We start from the raw sequence: 23,412 nt of genomic DNA on the forward strand, positions 1-23,412 counted from the left end.
ATTTATGAGGATATCAAAATATGAACAATAATAAATTTAATACTCTTAATGATAAAGAATGGTTAAGATTAACAGGAATAAAAAAATCCACTTTTAATAAAATGTTAGATATTTTACAAGTAGCTGAAATAGAAAAATTTAAAAAAGGTGGTAAAACTAATAAATTATCACTAGAAAATAGATTATTGATGACTTTATCATATTGACGAGAATATCAGACTTATTTTCATCTTGGTAAAAATTTCGGAATTAGTGAAGCTAATTGTTATCGCAATATCAAGTGAATTGAAGATATTTTAATTAAAAACTCTGATTTTCAACAACTTGCTGGTAAAAAAGCACTAATAAATGATTATTTTAATGATAAAACTATTATTATTGATGCTACCGAAACTCCAATCCAACGCCCAAAAAAAGACAAAAACAATCTTATTCTGGTAAAAAGAAAAAACACACCATTAAAACACAAGTAATTATCGAACAAGAAACCAGAAAAATTATTGCAACAAGTTTTTCACTTGGGAAAAAACATGATTATGCTTTATTTAAAGAATCAAAAATCCCAATTTTAAAAAATACCAAATTAATAGTTGATAGTGGTTATCAAGGAATACAAAAAATTCACAATAATGTTCTAATACCTACAAAGAAAACAAAGAAAAACCATTTAAATAAAGCACAAAAACAACATAATAGACTAGTTTCAAAAATGAGAATTATTATTGAAAATATTTTTGCTATTTTTAAAAAATTTAAAATTATGACAGAAAAATATCGTAATCGTAGAAAAAGATTTGGTTTAAGATTTAATTTAATTGCCTCAATTTATAATTTGCAATTATTAATTTAACATAAAAGATTTATTTAAAATTAAAGAATTTAAATAATAAATTCATTTTTTGTTGTGGCAAAATATTAATTTTTTAGATAAAAGACATAATTAATTAAAATTATATTTTTCTATTACTGTCTTTTTACAAATATTTGTAATTTTTTTAATAGGTTATGCAAGAAGTCTAATATGATAGAATAAGATGTGGGAAGATGAGAAAGGTAACAGCAAATGAATAAAGAACAAAGATTTACGAATAATTTTAATGGGAAGAAAATTGTTATTGAGTATGGTAGTTTAGCATCACTAGCAACAAGTTCAATTTTAGTACGATATGAGGAAAGTACAGTATTAAGTATTGTTAGTTTTAATGAAGAGCCATCAACATTAGATTTTTTTCCTTTAACAGTTGTATTTCAAGAGAAATTATATTCTGTTGGAAAAATTCCTGGAGGCTTTTTTAAGCGTGAAGGCAAACCTAGTGAATATGCAACATTAGCATCAAGGTTAATTGATCGCCCTTTGAGACCTTTATTTCCTAATAATTTTAATCACGAAATTCAAGTAATTAATAATGTATGAGCGGTTGATTCTAGTGCTGATGTCAGAATGGCAGCATTATTAGGTTCTTCATTAGCATTATGCATTTCAAAAATTCCTTTTAATGGTCCCGTAGCAGGAGTTATTATTGGAAAAATAAATGGGGAATTAATTTGTAATCCTACAAGTCAACAATTAGAACAATCATCGTTAGAATTAATTGTTGCGGGAACAAAAGCATCAATTAATATGGTTGAAGCTAGTGGTCAAGAAATTAGTGAAGAAGAAATGTTAGCAGCAATTGCGATGGCACATATAGAAATTAAAAAGTTAGTTGCCTTTCAAGAAGAAATTATTAATATTATTGGTCAAGAAAAACTGCCTGTTATTGAATTAGAATTTGATAATAATTTAGTAGCAAGTATTACTAGTCAGTATGAACCACAAATTATTAGTGCTTTAAATATTAAAACGAAGCAAGAACAAAAAAAAGCTTTAAAAGATGTTTATAATGCTTTATTTGCTGTTTATGATAATCAACAATATGTTAATGAATTAGAAAAAAAAATGGTTATTAAGCAGATTAGAGCTATTTATCAAACTTTATTAAAGAAACTTGTTCGTGATTTTATTATTAATAAGAAAATTCGTTTAGATGGTCGTGTGAACAATGAAATTCGACCGTTAACATCAATAATTGATGTTCTCCCAATTGTTCACGGTAGTGCTTTATTTACTCGTGGTGAAACGCAAGTATTATCAATTGTAACTTTGGGAGCTCTAGGCGAACATCAAATTATTGATGGTTTAACAGAAGAGGAAAGTAAACGCTTTATGCTTCATTATAATTTTCCATCATTTTCAGTTGGTGAAACTGGAAGATTTGGACCGCCCAATAGAAGAGAAATTGGTCATGGAGCATTAGCAGAAAAAGCATTGTTACAAGTATTGCCTAGTATTGATGATTTTCCTTATACGATTAGAGTTGTGACGGAAGTATTGGCATCTAATGGTTCAACCTCCCAAGCAGCAATTTGTGCTTCTTCATTAGCTTTGATGGCTAGTGGAGTACCATTGAAATCTAGTGTTGCTGGGATTGCAATGGGATTAATTAAAGAAGGTAATGATTATGTTATTTTAAGTGATATTCAAGGTAGTGAAGATCACTTTGGCGATATGGATTTTAAAGTTTCGGGAACAAACCAAGGAATTTGTGCTTTACAAATGGACATTAAAATTGATGGCATTACAATGGAAATTTTTAAAGAAGCATTATTACAAGCTAAAATTGGGAAGAAGCATATTTTAGATAATATGAAGCAAACAATTAATATTTCGCGTAATAAAGTAAATAAAAATGCCCCTAAAATTAAGCAATTACAAATTCCGATTAATCGCATTCGTGATGTTATTGGTGCTGGTGGTAAAGTAATTACTAATATTGTTGAGACTTCTGGCAATGTTAAAATTGATATTAATGAGCAAGGGAAAGTGACTATTTATCACAAAGATGAAGCATCAATATTAATGGCAGAAAAATTAATTAAAGATATTATTGAACCAGTTATAATTGGAGAAATTATTATGGGAACTGTTGTTCGGATTGAAAAGTTTGGTTATTTCATTAATTTAAAAGAGAATATTGATGGATTATTACATAATTCAAAAATATCCAAAAATACGCCGTTATTAAAATTAAAACAAGAAGTAACAGTAAAAGTAATTAGTATTGATGAAAAAAATCGTGTTAATTTAGAATTAATTAATGAAATTAAAATTGAATAGAAAAATAAAATGAACTCTTATTAGTTTAAAATAGGAGTTCATTTTATTTTTTAAATTAATTTTTGTGCTCATTTTACTTTAATAACACAGATGGTAACAAGAGCAAATTGAATAATTTCACCAATAGTAGAAATAATAAAAATATATTTGTAATCAAAGTTAGGAAAATATTTAGTTACAATAATACTAACAATTAATGGTGTCATAACAATAATAATTCAAGTACAAAGAATATCTAAGGCAGTAGCTAACTTTACAAATCCGCCAGCGCGTAAAACACTAAAAAAGATAATTGAAAAAGATAAGAAGAAATAAGCTAGGGATTGTAATCCTAAATAAAATCTTGCCGTGTTGATGGCTTCATTACTAATTTTATTAGTAAATAGAATATCAAAAATAAAAAATGAAAGACCGAAAATTATTATTGTGAAAGTAATCGCAATTAGAAATAGCAAACCAATAATTTTTTTAAGATTGGCAACTGCTTGTGATAGTTTACCAACACCTAATTGTTTACCAATAAAGATTGGTACAATGGCACTATAACTATTAAATACGGCATAAAAAATATTCATAATGTTCATTACAACAACGGTTGCTGATAGGATATCGGCTCCACCATAATAGGAATAAATAACTGTTTGTGCTGTTAATGATAATACAAAAAGAATGTTAGCTAAAAATATTGGCAAAAGTGATTTAAGAATTTTTAATAATAAATCTTTAGTAATATATCAAAATTTTTTCATTGGGCGAAACACGGGTTTAGTAATTAAAAGAAATGTAATAACAATAGTTATTTCTAAAATTCTTGCTATTACAGTAGGAATAGCAACTCCCATAACTCCCATTTTTAAATAAAATAAAGAGATGAAGTTAAGAATGCCATTAGTCAATACCGGAAAAATTGTAAAAAGAAACGGTAAATATGTTTTATTACATTCGTTCATATTTTGGTATAAGGTTGTTATAACGCTTAGAAGCGGATAAATTCAAATAACAATTGCTAAATATAAACTGCCATTATCAATTGCGATTTGGGAATTAAAATTTAACATTGTTTTACTGCTTTCAGAAGCAATAATTACTTTAATTAAATCATTTCTTAATGTGAAGATAAAGATGGTAAATATTATTGACATTGTGACATTAATCATAATTCTAATGTTATTTACTTCTTGCATTTTTTTAAGATTATTATTGCCAATATATTGAGAAGCATAAATGCTTCCCGCCATATTCGTAGCAAAAAAACCGAACATTGCCAGTAACAGAATGGTGTTAGCAGCACCAACGCCATTAAGAACTTCTTGACTTAAAAAAGAACCAATCATAAAGACATCAATAACATTCATTAATGCAATTAGTAATGATTGAGCGATTAGAGGAATCATAATGATAAGTGCTTGTTTCATAAACTTACTGTCAAAGTATTGTGATAATTTTCATTTTTGGTTGATATTAGTAAGTTTCATTATTTTAGTACCTCGGTTTCTTAAATATATAAGAACAATTATATTTTACTAATAAGATTAAGTCAATTGTGATTAAGTTAATTAATAATAAACAGCATTTATCAAATTTTTACATTTGCGAATAGTTATAGTATAATTAAAAGATAAAAATCAGAATGAATTTTAATTATTGAGGAAACAAATAAGATAAGAAATTATTCTCTGCTTAGCTGGATAATCAATGTGTTATAATAATAAAAGCAATATTTTAAAATAAAATTATATTAAATTAGAGGAGAAAAAAATAGTTATGGCAACAATAAAAGTTTTTGCATTAGGCGGACTTGATGAACGCGGAAAAAATATGTATTTGGTGGAAGTTAACCGCGATATATTTATTTTTGATGCTGGTAGTAAAATCCCTGAACGAGAAGCATTAGGAATTGACACTGTTATTCCCGATTTTTCTTATTTAAAAGAAAATGTTAATCGGATTAAAGGATTATTTATTTCTAAACCATCAGACGAATGTTTTGGAGCAATAACATATCTTTTAAAGGATATTAAAATTCCTATTTATGCTAGTAAATTAACAATCTTTTTAATTAAACAAAAACTGCACAAGTTTAAAGTATGACATAGTGAAAATGAATTAATTGAAATTAAAGAAAAGGATATGTTATCTTTTAGTGATAATGAAATTGAAGTTTTTAATACGACAACTTGTATTCCGGGAAGTTTTGGTTTTGCTTTAAAGACTGTTGATGGAACTATTGTTTATACGGGTGATTATATTTTTGATAGTGAAGAACGCAGTAATTTTGCTACGGATATGGCACACTTAGCAAAAATTGCTAATAATAAAATTTTATTATTGATTAGTGATTCTGGTTATGCTAGTCGTAATGATTATACGGCACCTAATCATAAATGTAAGAAGTTAGTGGAATCAACTTTTAAGGCAGCAAAGTCTAAAATTATTATTGCTTGTCATGAACAGGATTTATATAAAATAAGTGAAATTTTGGAGTTGGTTAGTGAAACTAATCGTGAGGTCATCGTTATGGGGGGCACATTAAAATCAATTTTAGAAGAATTTAAGTCAGGAACTTATTTGCAATTTAATAAAATTAAATTTAGAAATTTAACTAGTGATGCTATTAATAACAATTCAGTAATTTTTGTTACAGGTAGTGGTGAGCGCCTTTATACAAGATTATATAAAATTATTAGTGGCGATGATGAGCATTTAGAAATAGAAAAGTCAGATACTGTGATTTTAGCAACGCCACCGATTCCTGGTTATGAATTAAAACATGCTAGAATATTGGATGAATTAGCAAGAACTGATGCTCGTTTTATGGCGTTATCCGATAAAAAAGTGTGAGATATGAATGCTTCATATGAAGATATTAAGATGATGATTGGAATTATGAAACCAAAATTTTTTATGCCAGTTAAAGGATTACATAAAAATTTTGTTATTGCGCAAAATAGTGCTCAAGAAGCAGGAATTCTAATTAATAATATTTTAATTAAGGATAGTGGTCAAATTTTAGAGTTTATTAATGGTAAATTAGGGCCATCACCAGTTTCTTTAAAATGTAATAATATTTATGTTGATGGTCTTGGGGTTGGCGATATTGGTGCTGTTGTTTTAAATGAAAGAAAGCAATTGGCTCGTGATGGAGTTTTAATTAGTGGAATTACATTAAATCGTCGTAGTAAAGAGATTGTTTCTTTAGTTGATGTGCAAATGCGTGGGGTTGTTTTTATTCAAGATGATGAGGAATTAACTAATAAAATGCAAGCGAAAGTTCGTACAATTGTTGAAGAACATCAAAAAAAATCAGAGTTTGATTGTACAACAGTTAAAAATCAAATCCGTAGTGAGTTGCAAGAGTTATGTCGTCAAGAAACGGGTAAAAATCCGATGGTTTTAGCAATAATTAATGAGATAAATTAACTATTACTTAAAAAATATGAGGAGACAAAAGGATGAATAGCGATAAAATAAGTAGTAATTTTGTCGAGTTTGAAAATAATCCTCGCAATACTACAAAATATGAACAAGAACAACAAGCGAAATCCAAAATTATTCAGTTAAAGAAGAAAATTCGGCGTAGTGATAAAATTGGTGGGAAAATATGAGCTTTGTTCATTATTTTTGCTAGTATTTTGGCGTTTGCTCGTTTAACGGTTATTGGTCAATTTTTAGATGATGTTTTTTTCAATTTTCTTTTTGGATGATTTAAATATATTATCTATTTTGTTATTTTAGTAGTGAGTTTTGCAATTTTTGGTGGTATTCAAATTAAAATTAAGAAACGAGTTCAAGTAATGATAATATTACTTGTTTTAGCTATTTGTTGATTTGTGAATGATATTGTATTATTGATTAGTTATCATCGTTTTTCTATTAACATTGAACAAAATTGGTTTTCGCAAGTTATTAGTGCTTATACGGATAATTGACTACAAAATTCTCTTTTTATGCAACGATTAGATATTAAGAAATTTTTTCATATTAATGGTTCATATTTTATTCCTTTTGCTGGTGGCGGATTTATTGGAATGTTGTTTTCAGCAGTATTTGGTTATTTAACAACAATTGTTTCTTTAATATGTAGTTTAGTTTTTTTAACAACGATTATTTCATGAATTTTAACAGGAAATCCTTGATATTTTTATCAATGAAAAGTTAATAAGGAACATAATAGTTTACATGTTGTTAGTTTTATGGCGAAGAAGAATGTTAAAAATAAGAAAAATGCTGAGAAGAAATATCAGCAATATTTTGAAACTGTTAATGTTAAAAATATTAATGGTAATGATCGGCAAGTTTTACATACAACAAAAAATTCTGATATTACGATTAAATTACCATCCGTTAATTTACATCATTCATTAATGAATGAAGATTTATTATTTGATGATATTTATAGTAATAAAAATTATCACCATATTGATAATTGAGATTCAAAGTTAACACCAAAAATTAATCTTAATGAGAAGGTAATTAAAGAACAAGAGTATCATCAACAAGCATTTTCTCGTGATGATTTTGGTTATGATCAAACATCATTAATGGAATTAGATGTGGTGCGCAAAGATTTTGCTGCTAATAGTTATTTAACACCTTTTAATAAAGAACAACCGCCAATTCAAAAAGAAAGGATAAAATCTTATCCAACTAGCTCATCAGCATTAGATGAGGCATTTTCAGTTATTGATCAATCCGATAATCAAACAAAACAAGCAGTTGTTATTAGTGAAAATTTGTCTCCAGAATTTATTGAAGAGATTAATCCTTTGGATAATAAAGTTTCTTCTTCAATAATACCAAGTAATTATTTTCCTTCAATAATTAATCCTAATTATCAATTGCCACCAGTTAGTCTTTTAACAAAACCAATAATTAGTGTTAATCGTGATTTAAATATTAAAACCGCAAAAAATAATGTTGAAAAAATTCATCGTCTTTTTAAACATTTTAATATTGAAGCGCGAGTTACTAATATTAATATTGGACCGGCAGTAACTAAGTTTGAAATTGAACTAGGAATGGGCGTTAAGGTAAGTAAGATTACTTCGTTAGAAAATGATATTAAGTTAGCTTTAGCGTCAAAAGATATTCGTTTAGAAGCACCAATTCATGGCAAGTCAGCAGTGGGAATTGAAATTCCAAATATTTCACCAGCATTAGTTACGATTCGTGAAGTGATGGAAAATGTTCCCCTTAATAAGAAAGATAGTAAATTATTAATGGCCATTGGTAAAAATGTAATGGGAAAAATTTTATTTGCGGAATTAGATAGGATGTCACATTTACTAATTGCGGGTGCTACTGGTACTGGAAAATCAATTTGTATTAATAGTATTATTGCTTCTTTAATTCTTCGGGTTAAACCGCATGAAGTAAAATTTTTATTAATTGATCCAAAACGCGTTGAATTATCGGTATATAATAATTTGCCACATTTATTAGTACCTGTAATTACTGATTTAAGAAAAGCCAATCGTGCTTTAAAAAAAATTATTAGTGAAATGGAACGAAGATATATTATTTTTTCTAATATTGGCGTGCGAAATATTGCTAGTTATAATCAAAAGGTGGCAACTGAAGAAATGTTACCATATATTGTAATAATTATTGATGAGCTTGCTGATTTAATGGTTGTCGCCGGAAAAGAAGTTGAAGAAAGTATTATGCGAATAACGCAAATGGCACGAGCTTCAGGAATTCATTTAATTATTGCAACCCAAAGACCGTCAACAGATATTATTACTGGTGTTATAAAAAATAATATTCCATCAAGAATTGCTTTTGCTGTTAGTTCTTCAATTGATTCTAGAACGATTTTAGATAGTATGGGAGCTGAAAAGTTAATTGGTAGTGGTGATATGTTATTTGCTCCTTATGGTCAAATAACACCAACTAGAGCTCAAGGGGTATATATTAATGATGAAGACATTAATGCGTTAATTAAATTTATTTCTCAGCAACAAAAACCGCAGTTTAATGAACAATTAGATGAATTAACACAAAGGATGAATACTAGTCATATTATTACAGGTGAAGATGATGAATTGTATGATGAGATTTGTGATTTTATTATTGCCAATAAAAAGGCATCAGCTTCATTAATTCAACGAAGATTTGGTGTTGGTTATAATCGGGCGGCAAGATTAATTGATAGTTTAGAAGCTAATGGTATTGTTGGACCACAAAATGGGTCAAAGCCTCGTGAAGTTTTGATTATGAATAAAGAGTAGGAATTTTGATAATGGTGTGAGTTAAACCCCTTGTTTTACAAGAAAAAATTAAAAATTTACCACAAAGTTCGGGATGTTATCAGTTTTATAATGAAGCGCGACAATTAATTTATGTTGGTAAAGCAAAAAATATTCAACAGCGGGTAAATAATTATTTTAATAAAGTACATAATTTTAAAACTACTAAATTAGTTCGTGAAATTGCTGATGTGGATTATATTTTAACAATTAATGAAAAAGAAGCATTATTGTTAGAACATAATTTAATTAAAGATAAGCGTCCCCGATATAATATTTTACTAAATGATGATAAAACCTATCCTTATATTAAAATTACTGATGAAAATAATCCTGAATATCGTTTTGTTCGTAAAGTTCAAAAAGATAATGCTAAGTATTATGGTCCTTTTCCTGATGGTACAGGGGCTAGAGAAGTTTTAAAGATATTGCAACAATTATTTCCTTTGCGAAGATGTAAAGGAAGTTTAGGAACGCCGTGCTTATATTATCATCTGCAATTATGTTCAGGTGCTTGTTTTAAAAACGTTCCTGAGGAATATTATGCCTTGATGAAAAAGAAAATTAATGATTTTTTTCAAGGAAAAAATCAAGATATTAAAAATAAGATTACTGAGCGAATGCAACAAGCAGCGATTAATTTACAATATGAAGAAGCACAAAGATTAAAAAATGTTTTAGATAAGTTGCAATTATTTATTTCTCATCAGTTGGTTCAATTTTGTGATTTTCGTAATCGCGATTTTATTGGTTATGCTATTAAATATCATAAATTGGCAATAACAGCATTATTTTATCGTAATGGACAATTGCTTTCTAAAGATGAACAAATTTTTACTTTATTTAATGATGATTTAACTGATGCAATGAGAAATTATTTACAACAGTTATATACTAACAATACTGTTCCCCAAGAATTATATATTGCAAATATTGTTTTAGATGATTTGGCAGAAGCATTAAATATTAAAATTATTAATAAGCTTACTAAAAAAATGCAAGAAATTATTTCTTTAGCTACTAAGAATGCTCAAGAATTATTAAAGCAACAACTTGTTGATTCCTATCAAATTAAATATCGTTATTATGAGATTGTTGAACAATTAGGAAAACTTTTAAAAATCGCGACACCACAATATATTGAAATTATGGATATTGCTAATTTAGGACATGATAATGTTATTGGTGGGGTTATTGTTTATCAAAATGGTCAAGCAATTAAAAAACTGTTTCGTCGCTATAAAATTCAAATTGAACAACAAGGGGATTATCATTATTTACAAAGTTTAGTTTATCGTCGTTATTGAAAAAAAATAATGAATAAAGAACCAATGCCGGAATTAATTATTGTTGATGGTGGTAAATTACAAATTGATAGTGTGCAGTTGCAATTAGAAAATTTAAATATTAGTTTACCAGTTGTCGGTCTTGTTAAGAATAGTCATCACAAAACTGATTATTTATTAGATAATAAAGGTTATCCGTTAGATATTGCTAAAAAGAGTGCTTTATTTCATTGATTAACTAAAGTTCAAGAAGAGGTACATAATTATACAATTTCATTTCATCGCCAGCAACGAACTAATTCTTTATTTGTTAATTCGTTAAAAAAAGTTAAAGGATTAGGTGAGTTAACTATTAAAAAGTTATATCAACAGTTTGAAACATTAACAAAAATGAAAGCAGTTTCATTTGCTGAATTAAATGCTATTATTAAAAATAAAACAACAACAAAGGAGTTAATTGCTTATTTAAAAGATAATTAATTTAGAAATTTTATTCGCTAAATCGAAAAATTTATTACTAATTTGATGCTAAAATTCTTATATTTTTATATAAGCATTTTTATTTTTAATAAAATAGAAGGAGGATATTATTTATTGAAAATAAAATGCAATGATTAAATTTATAAATTAGATATAGGAGTATTAAATATGAAAAAAGTATTAAAAAATATGTTGTTAACAATTACCCCATTAACAATAAGTGCTAACTTTTTAGTATCTTGTAATCATACTAGTAAAGACAATTTGACTACTGCTTTTAATGAATATGGAGCATTACAGTCGGTATTATGAGCAATTTCTGGTGAAAGAAAAGCGCAATTATTAACACAATATCGCTTAAAAAAAGACTTATATAGTCAAGTTATCGCAAAGCAAAAGCAAGTGGATAAGGCATTAACTAAGGGTAAACTGAATAATAATCTTGTAAAATGAGAAAATAATAGACTTCTTGAGATACCTTTTTTATTAAAATATTCTTATAAAATATAATTTATGAGGATATCAAAATATGAACAATAATAAATTTAATACTCTTAATGATAAAGAATGGTTAAGATTAACAGGAATAAAAAAATCCACTTTTAATAAAATGTTAGATATTTTACAAGTAGCTGAAATAGAAAAATTTAAAAAAGGTGGTAAAACTAATAAATTATCACTAGAAAATAGATTATTGATGACTTTATCATATTGACGAGAATATCAGACTTATTTTCATCTTGGTAAAAATTTCGGAATTAGTGAAGCTAATTGTTATCGGAATATCAAGTGAATTGAAGATATTTTAATTAAAAATTCTGATTTTCAACAACTTGCTGGTAAAAAAGCACTAATAAATGATTATTTTAATGATAAAACTATTATTATTGATGCTACCGAAACTCCAATCCAACGCCCAAAAAAAGACAAAAACAATCTTATTCTGGTAAAAAGAAAAAACACACCATTAAAACACAAGTAATTATCGAACAAGAAACCAGAAAAATTATTGCAACAAGTTTTTCACTTGGGAAAAAACATGATTATGCTTTATTTAAAGAATCAAAAATCCCAATTTTAAAAAATACCAAATTAATAGTTGATAGTGATTATCAAGGAATACAAAAAATTCACAATAATGTTCTAATACCTACAAAGAAAACAAAGAAAAACCATTTAAATAAAGCACAAAAACAACATAATAGACTAGTTTCAAAAATGAGAATTATTATTGAAAATATTTTTGCTATTCTTAAAAAATTTAAAATTATGACAGAAAAATATCGTAATCGTAGAAAAAGATTTGGTTTAAGATTTAATTTAATTGCCTCAATTTATAATTTGCAATTATTAATTTAACATAAAAGATTTATTTAAAATTAAAGAATTTAAATAATAAATTCATTTTTTGTTGTGGCAAAATATTAATTTTTTAGATAAAAAACATAATTAATTAAAATTATATTTTTCTATTACTGTCTTTTTACAAATATTTGTAATTTTTTTAATAGGTTATGCAAGAAGTCTAATAAACTAACAATTAATCAAACCAAAGAAAATGAGTTTATTCCTTTTGTAGCTCTTGATTTAGATGAAACATTTATTGATAATACGCCATCATCAGCATATAATCTGTTAAATAAAAAACCATTTCATCCTCTTGAATGAGATAAGTGGGTTAATTCGCAACAAGCAACAATTTTCCCAGGGGTTTTAGATTTTGTTCAATATGTTTATAAAAGTGGGGGATTAGTAATGTTTGTTTCTAATCGTTTGCAAGATACTCATAAAGAAGCAACAAGAAATAATTTAATTAAAGAAAATTATCCAAAAGAATTATTACAAGATTTTCATTGATGAATGTCAGGTGTTAAAGATAGTGAACAAAATATTGTTAAAGAAAAAGAAGATCGTTATCATTACTTAAATAGTAATAAATTGCATATTAAAGAAGGAATTGCTGTTAATATTTGCATTATTATGGTATTAGGTGATGATTTTAATTCTAATTTTACTAATGCTAAGGATAATATTTATCGTAACTATTATTTAGAAGATAATGATGTCCAACAACTTTTTGGGCAAGTAGCACCAGCCGTTCGTTTTACTAGAAAAAATACTGAAATTACAAAATATTATGCTAATTGTGGGCAACAACCAGATAAGTTATTAAAAAATAAAAAATACCTTGATAATATTCAAGAAGAATTAACTTGTTGATATAGTACTTATGGTTTAATTGGTGGTAATGCGATGTATGGGGGCTGAGATAGTTGCTTTTAAGAAGAAATATTTTGAACAGCATAAGATCTCTTATATGAAACAAGCGATTAGAGAATATTTACAAAAGTTTACTTCTTGGGATTAGAAATTAAATAATAATTTTGGATTTTTGTTCATAAATTGGCAACTTTGCTAGCAATATTTTAAATATAATATCACTACGAAAGTGATACCACTTTCGTAGTGATATTAAAAGATAAGTATTTGGAAAGGGACAATAAGAATGAAAAAAATATTTGTTTATAATGCGGGACCATTATTTAGTGAAGCAGAACAAAATCAGAGAAAAGCGGAAGGAATAAATTTAAGAAAGCAATTAGGTGATAATTTTGAAATTTTAAATCCCATTGAGTTTAGTTTTAATAGTGAAAATGCTACGCCAAAAAATAACGAGATATTTAAAAAAGATTATGAAGAGATTAAAAGGTCAAAATATGTAATATTTGATATTGATGGTCGTGATAGTGGGACATATATGGAATATGGGTTTGCCTTTGAACAATGTTTGCAGGAAGAAAAATATTTAATATGTGTTTATAGTGATTTTAGGTTGTATCAATCAAATATTGATGTTGCGGAAATTTCTGGATATGGTATTAATGAGATGATATCAGGTAGTTTACAATACAATGATATTAGTAAAAAGAAAATTTTTAAGGTTAAAAATTTTCAAGAAGCAATTAATAAAATTAAAGAAATTGAAGGAATTTTAAAATAATAAAAGGGAATAAATTTTTAATTCTTTTTACAAATGAAGAAGCAATGTTGATAGAATTTAAAAAATAATTTCTATCAACATTTTTGTAAAATTATTTATTAACATTTTTTATATTTAAAGGATTTAGTGGCTATTAATTTTATTTGGTAGTGTAAAATTCTCTGGGGTATAGATAAATATTAGACTTTTCTTTTCACAAATGAACTAGGAGGCAGTTTTTTGTGGAAAGATCATTACAAAATAATAATGAACCATAATGAACTTTAAATTTAGTTAATTAACTTTAACTATTTTAAAGTTCATTTTTTATTGACATTTTAGAAGGGAAAAAATATATGAGTTTCACATACGAAATAAAGAATAATGATTGTTTAAAAGAAATAGAAAAGATGAAAGAAAATAGTGTTGATATTATCATTACCGATCCGCCCTACGAGATAAATTACAGTGTCGAAAAATGAGATAACACCGGTCTTTTATTACAAAGTGAAACTCATAAAAAGTTCTTAAAAGTTCTTAAACCGGGTGGGGTAATGTTAATGTTTGGACATTCCAGAATGTTTCATCGGGGGGCAGTAGCAATAGAAGATGCTGGTTTTGTGTTACGAGATACGGTGTTATGAATGTATAGTAATGGTTTTCCTAAATCACAAGACATTTCTGGACTTATAGTTAAAAATAAACATTTAGATATCCAGAAGAAAACATTATTACAAAACCAGTGACAAGGTTGAAAAACAATCCGATTTAAACCAGCGTTTGAACCAATCATCGTTGCCCAAAAACCATTACAAGGGGGTTATGTTTTCAATATCCTAAATTGAAATGGCGGAGCAATGAATATTGAAAAACAAGAATTAAAGGTTTTGATAGTATTAATCGTTTTCCTAGTAATGTCATTATTGATGAGTCCAATGAAGTATTAAAAGCTTTGGTTGATTCTAAAAATGCGATTAAATATTTACAAAGTAGCATTAAACAAATTAATAAGACAGATAATTACTGACCTAATCGGATATTTTATTGTCCTAAAATTACTAAAAAGGATAGAGATGAAGGATTAGAAGCGTTTGCAATAAAATTGAAAGATATTCCGATTTTTCGTAAAAATATACCTAAGGTTAAAAATGATCATCCAACCGTAAAACCAACAAACCTAATGCAATATTTAGTAAGAATGTTTGCATCAAATAATGCAATTATTTTAGATCCATTTATGGGTAGCGGTAGTACTGGTAAAGCAATTGTTTACTAGGCAATAGAGAAAAAGAAAAATTATGTAGAAACCATATACATATGACAAGATTTTGTTTTCTACAAACTTTTAGGGGGTGTTTTCTTTTGGCAGTAATATTTTGTATTGAATGCGACAGCGAAAGCTATGTCATTGGTAATAAAAATACAGTTGGAATCTGTAATTCTTGCGATGAAAAGGGTTTTTAAATTTTGAAAGGAAAGATAAATTATAAAATATGTCGCTGGTGTTTACATCTATTTAGTGATAAACGATATTTGCATGTTGCTTGTGAGAAAAAATTTATTAATCATATTAAAAAAATTTTAAAAAATAAAAGTAAAAGGAATTTAGATAATAATGTTTAAAGTTAAATTAGTTAGTATAAAAAGAAAAATATTTAAAAATAAAGATGGTTCTATGATGTCAGGTTATTCTGCCGAATTTTTGCGTTATGAAAATGACTTATTTGAGCCTACCGGAGAACAAAAGGCTTTATGAATTGATGATAACAATCTAGAACAACAAGAAATTTATAAACTGTTAAAAGAAAACGTTAAATCATTTTTTAGTTGCGAATTAACTTTTGAAAAAACCCACAAAAAAGTTAACTTGCAAAAAATTGAATTATCAAAAAATCAAAAAAACTTGTCCAGTTAATTGATAATCACTTCGGTCTGCGAAGCGGTGCGAAAGGCGTATGCCCAGCCCGCTAGCGGGTTAGTCGGCGAAGCCGACTATTACTTGATTAGACTTCTTGCATAACCTATTAAAAAAATTACAAATATTTGTAAAAAGACAGTAATAGAAAAATATAATTTTAATTAATTATGTCTTTTATCTAAAAAATTAATATTTTGCCACAAAAAAAATGAATTTATTATTTAAATTCTTTAATTTTAAATAAATCTTTTATGTTAAATTAATAATTGCAAATTATAAATTGAGGCAATTAAATTAAATCTTAAACCAAATCTTTTTCTACGATTACGATATTTTTCTGTCATAATTTTAAATTTTTTAAGAATAGCAAAAATATTTTCAATAATAATTTTCATTTTTGAAACTAGTCTATTATGTTATTTTTGTGCTTTATTTAAATGGTTTTTCTTTTTTTTCTTTGTAGGTATTAGAACATTATTGTGAATTTTTTGTATTCCTTGATAACCACTATCAACTATTAATTTGGTATTTTTTAAAATTGGGATTTTTGATTCTTTAAATAAAGCATAATCATGTTTTTTCCCAAGTGAAAAACTTGTTGCAATAATTTTTCTGGTTTCTTGTTCGATAATTACTTGTGTTTTAATGGTGTGTTTTTTCTTTTTACCAGAATAAGATTGTTTTTGTCTTTTTTTGGGCGTTGGATTGGAGTTTCGGTAGCATCAATAATAATAGTTTTATCATTAAAATAATCATTTATTAGTGCTTTTTTACCAGCAAGTTGTTGAAAATCAGAGTTTTTAATTAAAATATCTTCAATTCACTTGATATTCCGATAACAATTAGCTTCACTAATTCCGAAATTTTTACCAAGATGAAAATAAGTCTGATATTCTCGTCAATATGATAAAGTCATCAATAATCTATTTTCTAGTGATAATTTATTAGTTTTACCACCTTTTTTAAATTTTTCTATTTCAGCTACTTGTAAAATATCTAACATTTTATTAAAAGTGGATTTTTTTATTCCTGTTAATCTTAACCATTCTTTATCATTAAGAGTATTAAATTTATTATTGTTCATATTTTGATATCCTCATAAATTATATTTTATAAGAATATTTTAATAAAAAAGGTATCGCAAGAAGTCTAATAAAGCATAATCATGTTTTTTCCCAAGTGAAAAACTTGTTGCAATAATTTTTCTGGTTTCTTGTTCGATAATTACTTGTGTTTTAATGGTGCGTTTTTTCTTTTTACCAGAATAAGATTGTTTTTGTCTTTTTTTGGGCGTTGGATTGGAGTTTCGGTAGCATCAATAATAATAGTTTTATCATTAAAATAATCATTTATTAGTGCTTTTTTACCAGCAAGTTGTTGAAAATCAGAGTTTTTAATTAAAATATCTTCAATTCACTTGATATTCCGATAACAATTAGCTTCACTAATTCCGAAATTTTTACCAAGATGAAAATAAGTCTGATATTCTCGTCAATATGATAAAGTCATCAATAATCTATTTTCTAGTGATAATTTATTAGTTTTACCACTTTTTTTAAATTTTTCTATTTCAGCTACTTGTAAAATATCTAACATTTTATTAAAAGTGGATTTTTTTATTCCTGTTAATCTTAACCATTCTTTATCATTAAGAGTATTAAATTTATTATTGTTCATATTTTGATATCCTCATAAATTATATTTTATAAGAATATTTTAATAAAAAAGGTATCGCAAAAAGTCTAATAAATAAATAATATCAAATAACATTCGTCAACTTAGGGGATTATAATAATGCAAAATCGCACCATAAAATCACGCAATAATAAATAAAGTGCGATTTAAATCGACAAAATCATATAATCTTAAATTTATTTTCTTAAACAATAGCATAACTTAAATCACACTTTCTTTATTTTTATTACTATCTGCCCGGCATTAATTTTTCAAATATTTTGAAAGCAATTAAAAATAAACCAATAATTACCCCAAGCAAGAAAACTCAATATGTAGCAAAGAAATTAACAACATTTGGCATATTACCACCAATAATATCAGTTCAAATATTACCAAATGCTTTAATTAATGCTTTTCATAAGTTAGTAACCGCTTGTTCACCAGTAATTGCTACCGGTGTTATTGCTCCATCAAGAAAAATTCTAAACATATAATCACCCCCTTTCTAAACAAAATATGATTTAACCTTATAAAATAAAATAACCATAAATAAGACAATAAATACTAATACCATTCAAAACGCAATATTTGCTATTAAAAGTCAAAGTAGTTCTTGGGTTAAATCAATTTCCTTGCCAGAAACTCACGCCGGAATAACTTTAATTTGAATAAATAAATCTCAAAAATATAATTTTGTCATTTCTCAATCTAAATCTTTTCAAGCAACTAAAAACATAATAATTACCGCTTAAAAGGTCAAAAGAGTAGAAAAATAATTCCCGAGAAGAGCATTACAATTATTAAAATTGAAAACAAAAATACAACTTGGGGTGGTAAATCGGTAATTGGATAAATTAATTCAATTAACTCAATAATTATTTTTTTAAACATTTTCTAAACCTACTTTTTAATTTCTTTTTCATCTTGTTCTAATAAATTTCGCTTAAACTTTGCAATAAATATTCGTTGTGCATAAGTAAAATCTTTTGGCAACTGTTTTGCTTCGCTGCCATATTTCTTTTTATCTTTAAAAAACCGATAAATATTAACCGCAATATAGTATGCTAGTAATAATGTTAAAATCGTAAAAAACACTAATCCAAAAATACTCATTTTTCTTTTCTCCTTAATTTTTTAATTTTTAATTCTTATTTTAAATTGCAATTTTTCTTTCATTTTTTAACTCCTAATGTTTCATTTTTCTTAGTTGGTTTCTAAATCTTAAACTTTCTAATGAAGCATAATTTGCACTTTCAAATTCTATTCTCTGCTGAAATGCCTCCTTTGTCTGAAAAAGATAACGAGCAACCATTACCAAATGAAATGACAAAAAAGGATGGTGAATATCAGTATAATCAGTTTCAAAATAAATTAGATTATTTAATGATACAACGGCGAGATTTTGATAAATTTAATTATAGTTATTTTATATTAAGTTCCGATTTTTAATTTCTTTGATGATAATTTTAAATATATGAGTGAAATTTCAATTAAATTAAATGGTTTTAAACAAAATAGTAAATTTAATTTAAGTCGCAAAAATTCATATCCGCCCGGTTTCATTGAAGAAGTTATTTTTAGAGAGCTTTCCTTTTCCAGTTTTGGTGATGTTATTACTATAAAAACTGAGCATGGTAGCATTGTGGGTAATAATGAGTTTTTAGAAAATGGTAAATCACTTTGAAAATCTGGCTCACAAACAAGTTTTGGAATAGATTTTATTAACACCTTTTTTGGGCAAGTTAATTATTATGGTAATACCTTCCATTTTTTACGCTATGATGATAAATTAAAATCAGATTTTAAAGATTTTATGCTTTATTACCAAAAAGATTTAACTATTGATTTCATTAATGATTTATTTAATAAAATTTATAAAGTTTTAGGTGAGTTTTTTGTACAATTCTTTTATGCCAGTTTTGATATGGACGCCTCTACTTATGTAGAATTAGATTACAAAGGGATGCAACAAATTCCTAAAAATGTTTTACAAATGGGTTTTTTCTATCGTTCCTTAATTACTTTTATCCCAAAAAGTATTTAATTAACTTTGGTTCAACAATCGAAAATAGTAAGAATATGATTTTTCGTTCCTATTTCTTTGTTAAAGATAAACAAATTGCCAATGGTTTTAATACTGGTAGAAGCTCTTATCAAATAGATTTTAATGTTTTAAAAGCGTATGATAACCAATTATGCCACTAGTAATAAACTGCATTTTTACAACGCTAAAGTTGATGTGATGTATGGGATTAATATTTTTACGCTAACTTTCCCGCTATATAAAAAGAAAAATGAAAGCACTGAATATAATTATTCTTTATACGATTTTAACATTTTGAATTCAACGGCTTTTATTGGTGGCCGGATAAGTGGTAATATGGATGATTTAATTCCCACACCCACCTGTTCTTATTGAGGTTTATTTAGTGCGATATCTTGTGGTATTCAGCATGCTTCTGTTGGTGTGCTAAATTGATTACTCAGTCTTTCTGGAATTAATCTTTTAATTCGCCCTATTACTGACATTGCTAAAACAACGATTAATTTTACTAAAACTGCTTTTCCGGTGTTTGAAGTCATTCCGGAATTTCAGATGTTATTTGAATTTGTAGTTCCCTTAGCAATTTTATTAATTTTAATTAAAAAATTTTCTTAAATAATTCTAAATATTATTATATAATATAATTCCTTTTTTGAAAGGAGGATTTTTCTTTATGAGAAAATTTTTATCAGCTTTAAATTTAGTATGTGTAATGTTTATTTTTGGATGTAGAAGTAATAATATTTCAACTATTGATAATTTTAAAAAATATGAATTAGTCTTTACTGAAATTTTAAATAGTGAACTATGACTTAATTCACCAGCAGAAGGTAGTTATAGACTTCATTTTCCAAATGATATTTTACCTAACGATTTGAAAAAGAAAAACTTATTTTTAAAAGGCCAAGATAATATTGAAAGTGTTCTTAATTTTTACAAAAATAATGGTATAGACAATGGGGGTATACTAATAACAATTCCAAAAATTATTAATGTAAAAATTAAATTTCAATTAATAAAATCTCAGTTAGTACAAATTTGCTATATAACTTCATTCTATGCCGAGATGTCTAATAAAAATTAGTAATTTAATAAATATTCTTGAAAATCGTATTTTTTATAATGCGATTTTCTTAATTTAAGGAGTTTAAAAATGAAATATATTATTTCCCAGGGTGATTTAGCCGATTTAAAAGCAAAAATCCAAAGTTGACTAAGTGCTAATTGCCGTAATCCTTATTACTATAAAACTAAAAAACGCATCACTGCCTATTTAAATTTATGTACTTATTTCTATATTAGACTTCTTGCATAACCTATTAAAAAAATTACAAATATTTATAAAAAGACAGTAATAGAAAAATATAATTTTAATTAATTATGTCTTTTATCTAAAAAATTAATATTTTGCCACAACAAAAAATAAATTTATTATTTAAATTCTTTAATTTTAAATAAATCTTTTATGTTAAATTAATAATTGCAAATTATAAATTGAGGGAATTAAATTAAATCTTAAACCAAATCTTTTTCTACGATTACGATATTTTTCTGTCATAATTTTAAATTTTTTAAGAATAGCAAAAATATTTTCAATAATAATTCTCATTTTTGAAACTAGTCTATTATGTTGTTTTTGTGCTTTATTTAAATGGTTTTTCTTTGTTTTCTTTGTAGGTATTAGAACATTATTGTGAATTTTTTGTATTCCTTGATAACCACTATCAACTATTAATTTGGTATTTTTTAAAATTGGGATTTTTGATTCTTTAAATAGACTTCTTGCATAACCTATTAAAAAAATTACAAATATTTGTAAAAAGACAGTAATAGAAAAATATAATTTTAATTAATTATGTCTTTTATCTAAAAAATTAATATTTTGCCACAACAAAAAATGAATTTATTATTTAAATTCTTTAATTTTAAATAAATCTTTTATGTTAAATTAATAATTGCAAATTATAAATTGAGGCAATTAAATTAAATCTTAAACCAAATATTTTTCTACGATTACGATATTTTTCTGTCATAATTTTAAATTTTTTAAGAATAGCAAAAATATTTTCAATAATAATTCTCATTTTTGAAACTAGTCTATTATGTTGTTTTTGTGCTTTATTTAAATGGTTTTTCTTTGTTTTCTTTGTAGGTATTAGAACATTATTGTGAATTTTTTGTATTCCTTGATAACCACTATCAACTATTAATTTGGTATTTTTTAAAATTGGGATTTTTGATTCTTTAAATAAAGCATAATCATGTTTTTTCCCAAGTGAAAAACTTGTTGCAATAATTTTTCTGGTTTCTTGTTCGATAATTACTTGTGTTTTAATGGTGTGTTTTTTCTTTTTACCAGAATAAGATTGTTTTTGTCTTTTTTTGGGCGTTGGATTGGAGTTTCGGTAGCATCAATAATAATAGTTTTATCATTAAAATAATCATTTATTAGTGCTTTTTTACCAGCAAGTTGTTGAAAATCAGAGTTTTTAATTAAAATATCTTCAATTCACTTGATATTCCGATAACAATTAGCTTCACTAATTCCGAAATTTTTACCAAGATGAAAATAAGTCTGATATTCTCGTCAATATGATAAAGTCATCAATAATCTATTTTCTAGTGATAATTTATTAGTTTTACCACCTTTTTTAAATTTTTCTATTTCAGCTACTTGTAAAATATCTAACATTTTATTAAAAGTGGATTTTTTTATTCCTGTTAATCTTAACCATTCTTTATCATTAAGAGTATTAAATTTATTATTGTTCATATTTTGATATCCTCATAAATTATATTTTATAAGAATATTTTAATAAAAAAGGTATCGCAAGAAGTCTAATGAACTAATTTCTTTTTTAAAAAATTGTGATACTTTTATGTGAAAAAATGAACAGAAAAATAAACTGAAAAGCCTAATCAAATACTTTCGTGCTAAAAAAGAAGGCGTAATTAATCAAGGTGCAAGTTGAAATATTGGTGTTAATGCTGAAGGGCAAATATCTCACATTATTAAATGACTACTAAGTTATGGTGGTAAAATTTTTAACATAAGAACATTCAAAAATATGTTGCATGTCCATATCGCTAACATTAACGGTATTAATCCGGTAAATTTACTACGACAGGAAATTGAAGATGAAAGATTCGAAGAAGTTAATCACCTAAAGTAAAACAATTGAACGGTAAAAAATGTTCCGGAATACTATTTGCAAGGCAGTGGTGTGGTAAAAAATTCTTCCGCATAAAAAAAGCATTTGCACTGAGTATATGACGATTTGTATGACCATTATAATTAGTAAATAAGAATTTAATATTTAAAAATACTTTTTAGGTTATAATTATTTTGTGAAAAGAAAAGTCTGATGAGTTCCATACTCATAGTTGCAATTAATTCTTAAATATAAGAATTAGTTTTCAAAACATAATCTAATAACCCCAATAAACTTTACTCCATCATTTTATTTAAAATAATTGCAGTTTAAAGATAATAATGTTATTATTTTTTATGTAGTATAAAATATGCCCATGTAGCTCAGTTGGATAGAGCATGCGCCTTCTAAGCGCAGGGTCAAGAGTTCAAGTCTCTTCATGGGCGCCATTTAAAATAAAAATGTTGGTG

At 26.0% G+C, this 23,412-nt stretch carries 33 protein-coding genes and 1 tRNA gene; 21 read left to right on the forward strand and 13 right to left on the reverse strand.

Annotated features, from left to right (window positions below):
- Nucleotides 1-20 precede the first annotated feature (20 nt).
- The 3 genes from AACK86_RS07060 to AACK86_RS02035 all read left to right on the forward strand — a co-directional run bounded on the left by AACK86_RS07060 (nucleotide 21) and on the right by AACK86_RS02035 (nucleotide 3,157).
- On the forward strand, nucleotides 21-473 hold the full coding sequence (locus AACK86_RS07060) for a transposase family protein (protein ID WP_338982632.1): 453 nt from the start codon (nucleotides 21-23) through the stop codon (nucleotides 471-473).
- Nucleotides 458-850 (forward strand): transposase family protein, encoded by a 393-nt coding sequence (locus AACK86_RS07065; protein WP_422398334.1) that lies wholly within the window; start codon nucleotides 458-460, stop codon nucleotides 848-850. Before AACK86_RS07060 ends, AACK86_RS07065 begins: the two co-directional genes overlap by 16 nt.
- Nucleotides 851-1,063: 213 nt before the next feature.
- On the forward strand, nucleotides 1,064-3,157 hold the full coding sequence (locus AACK86_RS02035) for a polyribonucleotide nucleotidyltransferase (RefSeq protein ID WP_338982282.1): 2,094 nt from the start codon (nucleotides 1,064-1,066) through the stop codon (nucleotides 3,155-3,157).
- A gap of 50 nt (nucleotides 3,158-3,207) precedes the next feature.
- On the opposite strand, the gene AACK86_RS02040 is transcribed toward AACK86_RS02035, so the two are convergent.
- Nucleotides 3,208-4,632 carry an MATE family efflux transporter gene (locus AACK86_RS02040; protein WP_338982283.1) on the reverse strand — a complete coding sequence of 475 codons (1,425 nt, stop codon included), beginning with the start codon at nucleotides 4,630-4,632 and terminating at the stop codon, nucleotides 3,208-3,210.
- A gap of 289 nt (nucleotides 4,633-4,921) precedes the next feature.
- On the opposite strand from AACK86_RS02040, the gene AACK86_RS02045 reads away from it, so the two are divergent.
- The 11 genes from AACK86_RS02045 to AACK86_RS02090 all read left to right on the forward strand — a co-directional run bounded on the left by AACK86_RS02045 (nucleotide 4,922) and on the right by AACK86_RS02090 (nucleotide 16,066).
- Nucleotides 4,922-6,577: a ribonuclease J gene (locus tag AACK86_RS02045; protein ID WP_338982284.1), complete on the forward strand. Its 1,656-nt coding sequence runs from the start codon at nucleotides 4,922-4,924 to the stop codon at nucleotides 6,575-6,577.
- A gap of 32 nt (nucleotides 6,578-6,609) precedes the next feature.
- Entirely contained in the window at nucleotides 6,610-9,387 is a 2,778-nt protein-coding gene (locus tag AACK86_RS02050) for a DNA translocase FtsK (protein ID WP_338982285.1), read from the forward strand.
- 11 nt (nucleotides 9,388-9,398) lie between these two features.
- Nucleotides 9,399-11,171 carry an excinuclease ABC subunit UvrC gene (gene uvrC / locus AACK86_RS02055; protein WP_338982286.1) on the forward strand — a complete coding sequence of 591 codons (1,773 nt, stop codon included), beginning with the start codon at nucleotides 9,399-9,401 and terminating at the stop codon, nucleotides 11,169-11,171.
- Between the two features lie 168 nt (nucleotides 11,172-11,339).
- Complete coding sequence (locus AACK86_RS02060) at nucleotides 11,340-11,681, forward strand: hypothetical protein (protein ID WP_338982287.1); 342 nt, start codon at nucleotides 11,340-11,342, stop codon at nucleotides 11,679-11,681.
- Nucleotides 11,682-11,700: 19 nt separating this feature from the next.
- Nucleotides 11,701-12,153 (forward strand): transposase family protein, encoded by a 453-nt coding sequence (locus AACK86_RS07070; protein ID WP_338982632.1) that lies wholly within the window; start codon nucleotides 11,701-11,703, stop codon nucleotides 12,151-12,153.
- Nucleotides 12,138-12,530, forward strand: a complete 393-nt coding sequence (locus tag AACK86_RS07075) for a transposase family protein (protein ID WP_422398329.1) — start codon at nucleotides 12,138-12,140, stop codon at nucleotides 12,528-12,530. Before AACK86_RS07070 ends, AACK86_RS07075 begins: the two co-directional genes overlap by 16 nt.
- Nucleotides 12,531-12,758: 228 nt before the next feature.
- Nucleotides 12,759-13,454, forward strand: a complete 696-nt coding sequence (locus tag AACK86_RS02070; RefSeq protein ID WP_338982663.1) for an HAD family acid phosphatase — start codon at nucleotides 12,759-12,761, stop codon at nucleotides 13,452-13,454.
- A 223-nt stretch (nucleotides 13,455-13,677) separates the two neighbouring features.
- On the forward strand, nucleotides 13,678-14,172 hold the full coding sequence (locus tag AACK86_RS02075) for a nucleoside 2-deoxyribosyltransferase (RefSeq protein WP_338982288.1): 495 nt from the start codon (nucleotides 13,678-13,680) through the stop codon (nucleotides 14,170-14,172).
- A 335-nt stretch (nucleotides 14,173-14,507) separates the two neighbouring features.
- A complete protein-coding gene (locus AACK86_RS02080) occupies nucleotides 14,508-15,098 on the forward strand; it encodes a DNA methyltransferase (protein WP_338982289.1) in 591 nt (196 codons plus the stop codon).
- Between the two features lie 5 nt (nucleotides 15,099-15,103).
- Nucleotides 15,104-15,427 (forward strand): DNA methyltransferase, encoded by a 324-nt coding sequence (locus AACK86_RS02085; RefSeq protein ID WP_338982290.1) that lies wholly within the window; start codon nucleotides 15,104-15,106, stop codon nucleotides 15,425-15,427.
- A 339-nt stretch (nucleotides 15,428-15,766) separates the two neighbouring features.
- Nucleotides 15,767-16,066: a hypothetical protein gene (locus tag AACK86_RS02090; RefSeq protein ID WP_338982291.1), complete on the forward strand. Its 300-nt coding sequence runs from the start codon at nucleotides 15,767-15,769 to the stop codon at nucleotides 16,064-16,066.
- 257 nt (nucleotides 16,067-16,323) lie between these two features.
- Here AACK86_RS02090 and AACK86_RS07080 read toward each other — a convergent pair whose 3' ends face one another.
- The 9 genes from AACK86_RS07080 to AACK86_RS02120 all read right to left on the reverse strand — a co-directional run bounded on the left by AACK86_RS07080 (nucleotide 16,324) and on the right by AACK86_RS02120 (nucleotide 18,859).
- Nucleotides 16,324-16,464, reverse strand: coding sequence for a hypothetical protein (locus tag AACK86_RS07080; RefSeq protein WP_422398276.1), 141 nt, complete (start codon nucleotides 16,462-16,464; stop codon nucleotides 16,324-16,326).
- Nucleotides 16,465-16,485: 21 nt separating this feature from the next.
- Nucleotides 16,486-16,716: a transposase gene (locus AACK86_RS07085; RefSeq protein ID WP_422398335.1), complete on the reverse strand. Its 231-nt coding sequence runs from the start codon at nucleotides 16,714-16,716 to the stop codon at nucleotides 16,486-16,488.
- Nucleotides 16,701-17,153, reverse strand: a complete 453-nt coding sequence (locus AACK86_RS07090) for a transposase family protein (RefSeq protein WP_338982632.1) — start codon at nucleotides 17,151-17,153, stop codon at nucleotides 16,701-16,703. The genes AACK86_RS07085 and AACK86_RS07090 overlap by 16 nt, the downstream gene beginning before the upstream one ends.
- Nucleotides 17,154-17,192: 39 nt before the next feature.
- Nucleotides 17,193-17,309 carry a hypothetical protein gene (locus AACK86_RS07095; protein WP_422398336.1) on the reverse strand — a complete coding sequence of 39 codons (117 nt, stop codon included), beginning with the start codon at nucleotides 17,307-17,309 and terminating at the stop codon, nucleotides 17,193-17,195.
- On the reverse strand, nucleotides 17,294-17,746 hold the full coding sequence (locus AACK86_RS02100; protein WP_338982292.1) for a transposase family protein: 453 nt from the start codon (nucleotides 17,744-17,746) through the stop codon (nucleotides 17,294-17,296). The genes AACK86_RS07095 and AACK86_RS02100 overlap by 16 nt, the downstream gene beginning before the upstream one ends.
- Before the next feature lie 39 nt (nucleotides 17,747-17,785).
- Nucleotides 17,786-17,962, reverse strand: a complete 177-nt coding sequence (locus AACK86_RS02105; protein WP_338982294.1) for a hypothetical protein — start codon at nucleotides 17,960-17,962, stop codon at nucleotides 17,786-17,788.
- 31 nt (nucleotides 17,963-17,993) lie between these two features.
- Nucleotides 17,994-18,236, reverse strand: coding sequence for a hypothetical protein (locus AACK86_RS02110; RefSeq protein WP_338982296.1), 243 nt, complete (start codon nucleotides 18,234-18,236; stop codon nucleotides 17,994-17,996).
- Nucleotides 18,237-18,251: 15 nt separating this feature from the next.
- Nucleotides 18,252-18,482: a hypothetical protein gene (locus AACK86_RS02115; protein WP_338966950.1), complete on the reverse strand. Its 231-nt coding sequence runs from the start codon at nucleotides 18,480-18,482 to the stop codon at nucleotides 18,252-18,254.
- A gap of 164 nt (nucleotides 18,483-18,646) precedes the next feature.
- On the reverse strand, nucleotides 18,647-18,859 hold the full coding sequence (locus AACK86_RS02120) for a hypothetical protein (protein WP_215826178.1): 213 nt from the start codon (nucleotides 18,857-18,859) through the stop codon (nucleotides 18,647-18,649).
- Nucleotides 18,860-18,979: 120 nt separating this feature from the next.
- Between AACK86_RS02120 and AACK86_RS02125 the strand changes: the two genes are divergently transcribed.
- The 5 genes from AACK86_RS02125 (at nucleotide 18,980) to AACK86_RS02145 (ending at nucleotide 21,105) form a co-directional block, all read left to right on the forward strand.
- Entirely contained in the window at nucleotides 18,980-19,195 is a 216-nt protein-coding gene (locus AACK86_RS02125) for a hypothetical protein (RefSeq protein WP_338982298.1), read from the forward strand.
- A 25-nt stretch (nucleotides 19,196-19,220) separates the two neighbouring features.
- Complete coding sequence (locus AACK86_RS02130; protein ID WP_338982300.1) at nucleotides 19,221-19,790, forward strand: hypothetical protein; 570 nt, start codon at nucleotides 19,221-19,223, stop codon at nucleotides 19,788-19,790.
- 138 nt (nucleotides 19,791-19,928) lie between these two features.
- Nucleotides 19,929-20,405 carry a hypothetical protein gene (locus AACK86_RS02135; protein WP_338982302.1) on the forward strand — a complete coding sequence of 159 codons (477 nt, stop codon included), beginning with the start codon at nucleotides 19,929-19,931 and terminating at the stop codon, nucleotides 20,403-20,405.
- A 58-nt stretch (nucleotides 20,406-20,463) separates the two neighbouring features.
- Nucleotides 20,464-20,874: a hypothetical protein gene (locus AACK86_RS02140; RefSeq protein WP_338982304.1), complete on the forward strand. Its 411-nt coding sequence runs from the start codon at nucleotides 20,464-20,466 to the stop codon at nucleotides 20,872-20,874.
- A 69-nt stretch (nucleotides 20,875-20,943) separates the two neighbouring features.
- The gene (locus tag AACK86_RS02145) at nucleotides 20,944-21,105 is read left to right on the forward strand and encodes a hypothetical protein (RefSeq protein ID WP_338982306.1); all 162 of its coding nucleotides are present in this window, start codon (nucleotides 20,944-20,946) and stop codon (nucleotides 21,103-21,105) included.
- Between the two features lie 153 nt (nucleotides 21,106-21,258).
- On the opposite strand, the gene AACK86_RS02150 is transcribed toward AACK86_RS02145, so the two are convergent.
- The 3 genes from AACK86_RS02150 to AACK86_RS07105 form a co-directional block, all read right to left on the reverse strand.
- Complete coding sequence (locus tag AACK86_RS02150) at nucleotides 21,259-21,639, reverse strand: transposase family protein (RefSeq protein ID WP_422398337.1); 381 nt, start codon at nucleotides 21,637-21,639, stop codon at nucleotides 21,259-21,261.
- A gap of 94 nt (nucleotides 21,640-21,733) precedes the next feature.
- Nucleotides 21,734-22,126: a transposase gene (locus AACK86_RS07100; protein WP_422398338.1), complete on the reverse strand. Its 393-nt coding sequence runs from the start codon at nucleotides 22,124-22,126 to the stop codon at nucleotides 21,734-21,736.
- The gene (locus tag AACK86_RS07105) at nucleotides 22,111-22,563 is read right to left on the reverse strand and encodes a transposase family protein (RefSeq protein ID WP_338982632.1); all 453 of its coding nucleotides are present in this window, start codon (nucleotides 22,561-22,563) and stop codon (nucleotides 22,111-22,113) included. The genes AACK86_RS07100 and AACK86_RS07105 overlap by 16 nt, the downstream gene beginning before the upstream one ends.
- Nucleotides 22,564-22,669: 106 nt before the next feature.
- Here AACK86_RS07105 and AACK86_RS02160 point away from each other — a divergent pair, with 106 nt between their 5' ends.
- Together AACK86_RS02160 and AACK86_RS02165 are read left to right on the forward strand one after the other, a co-directional pair.
- Complete coding sequence (locus tag AACK86_RS02160; RefSeq protein ID WP_338982309.1) at nucleotides 22,670-22,963, forward strand: hypothetical protein; 294 nt, start codon at nucleotides 22,670-22,672, stop codon at nucleotides 22,961-22,963.
- Between the two features lie 351 nt (nucleotides 22,964-23,314).
- Nucleotides 23,315-23,391: transfer RNA gene (locus AACK86_RS02165), tRNA-Arg, on the forward strand.
- The last annotated feature ends 21 nt before the right edge of the window (nucleotides 23,392-23,412 follow it).

It is taken from the genome of Spiroplasma endosymbiont of Eupeodes luniger (assembly GCF_964019525.1).
In the GTDB taxonomy this organism is placed as follows: Bacteria; Bacillota_I; Bacilli_A; order Mycoplasmatales; family Nriv7; genus Nriv7.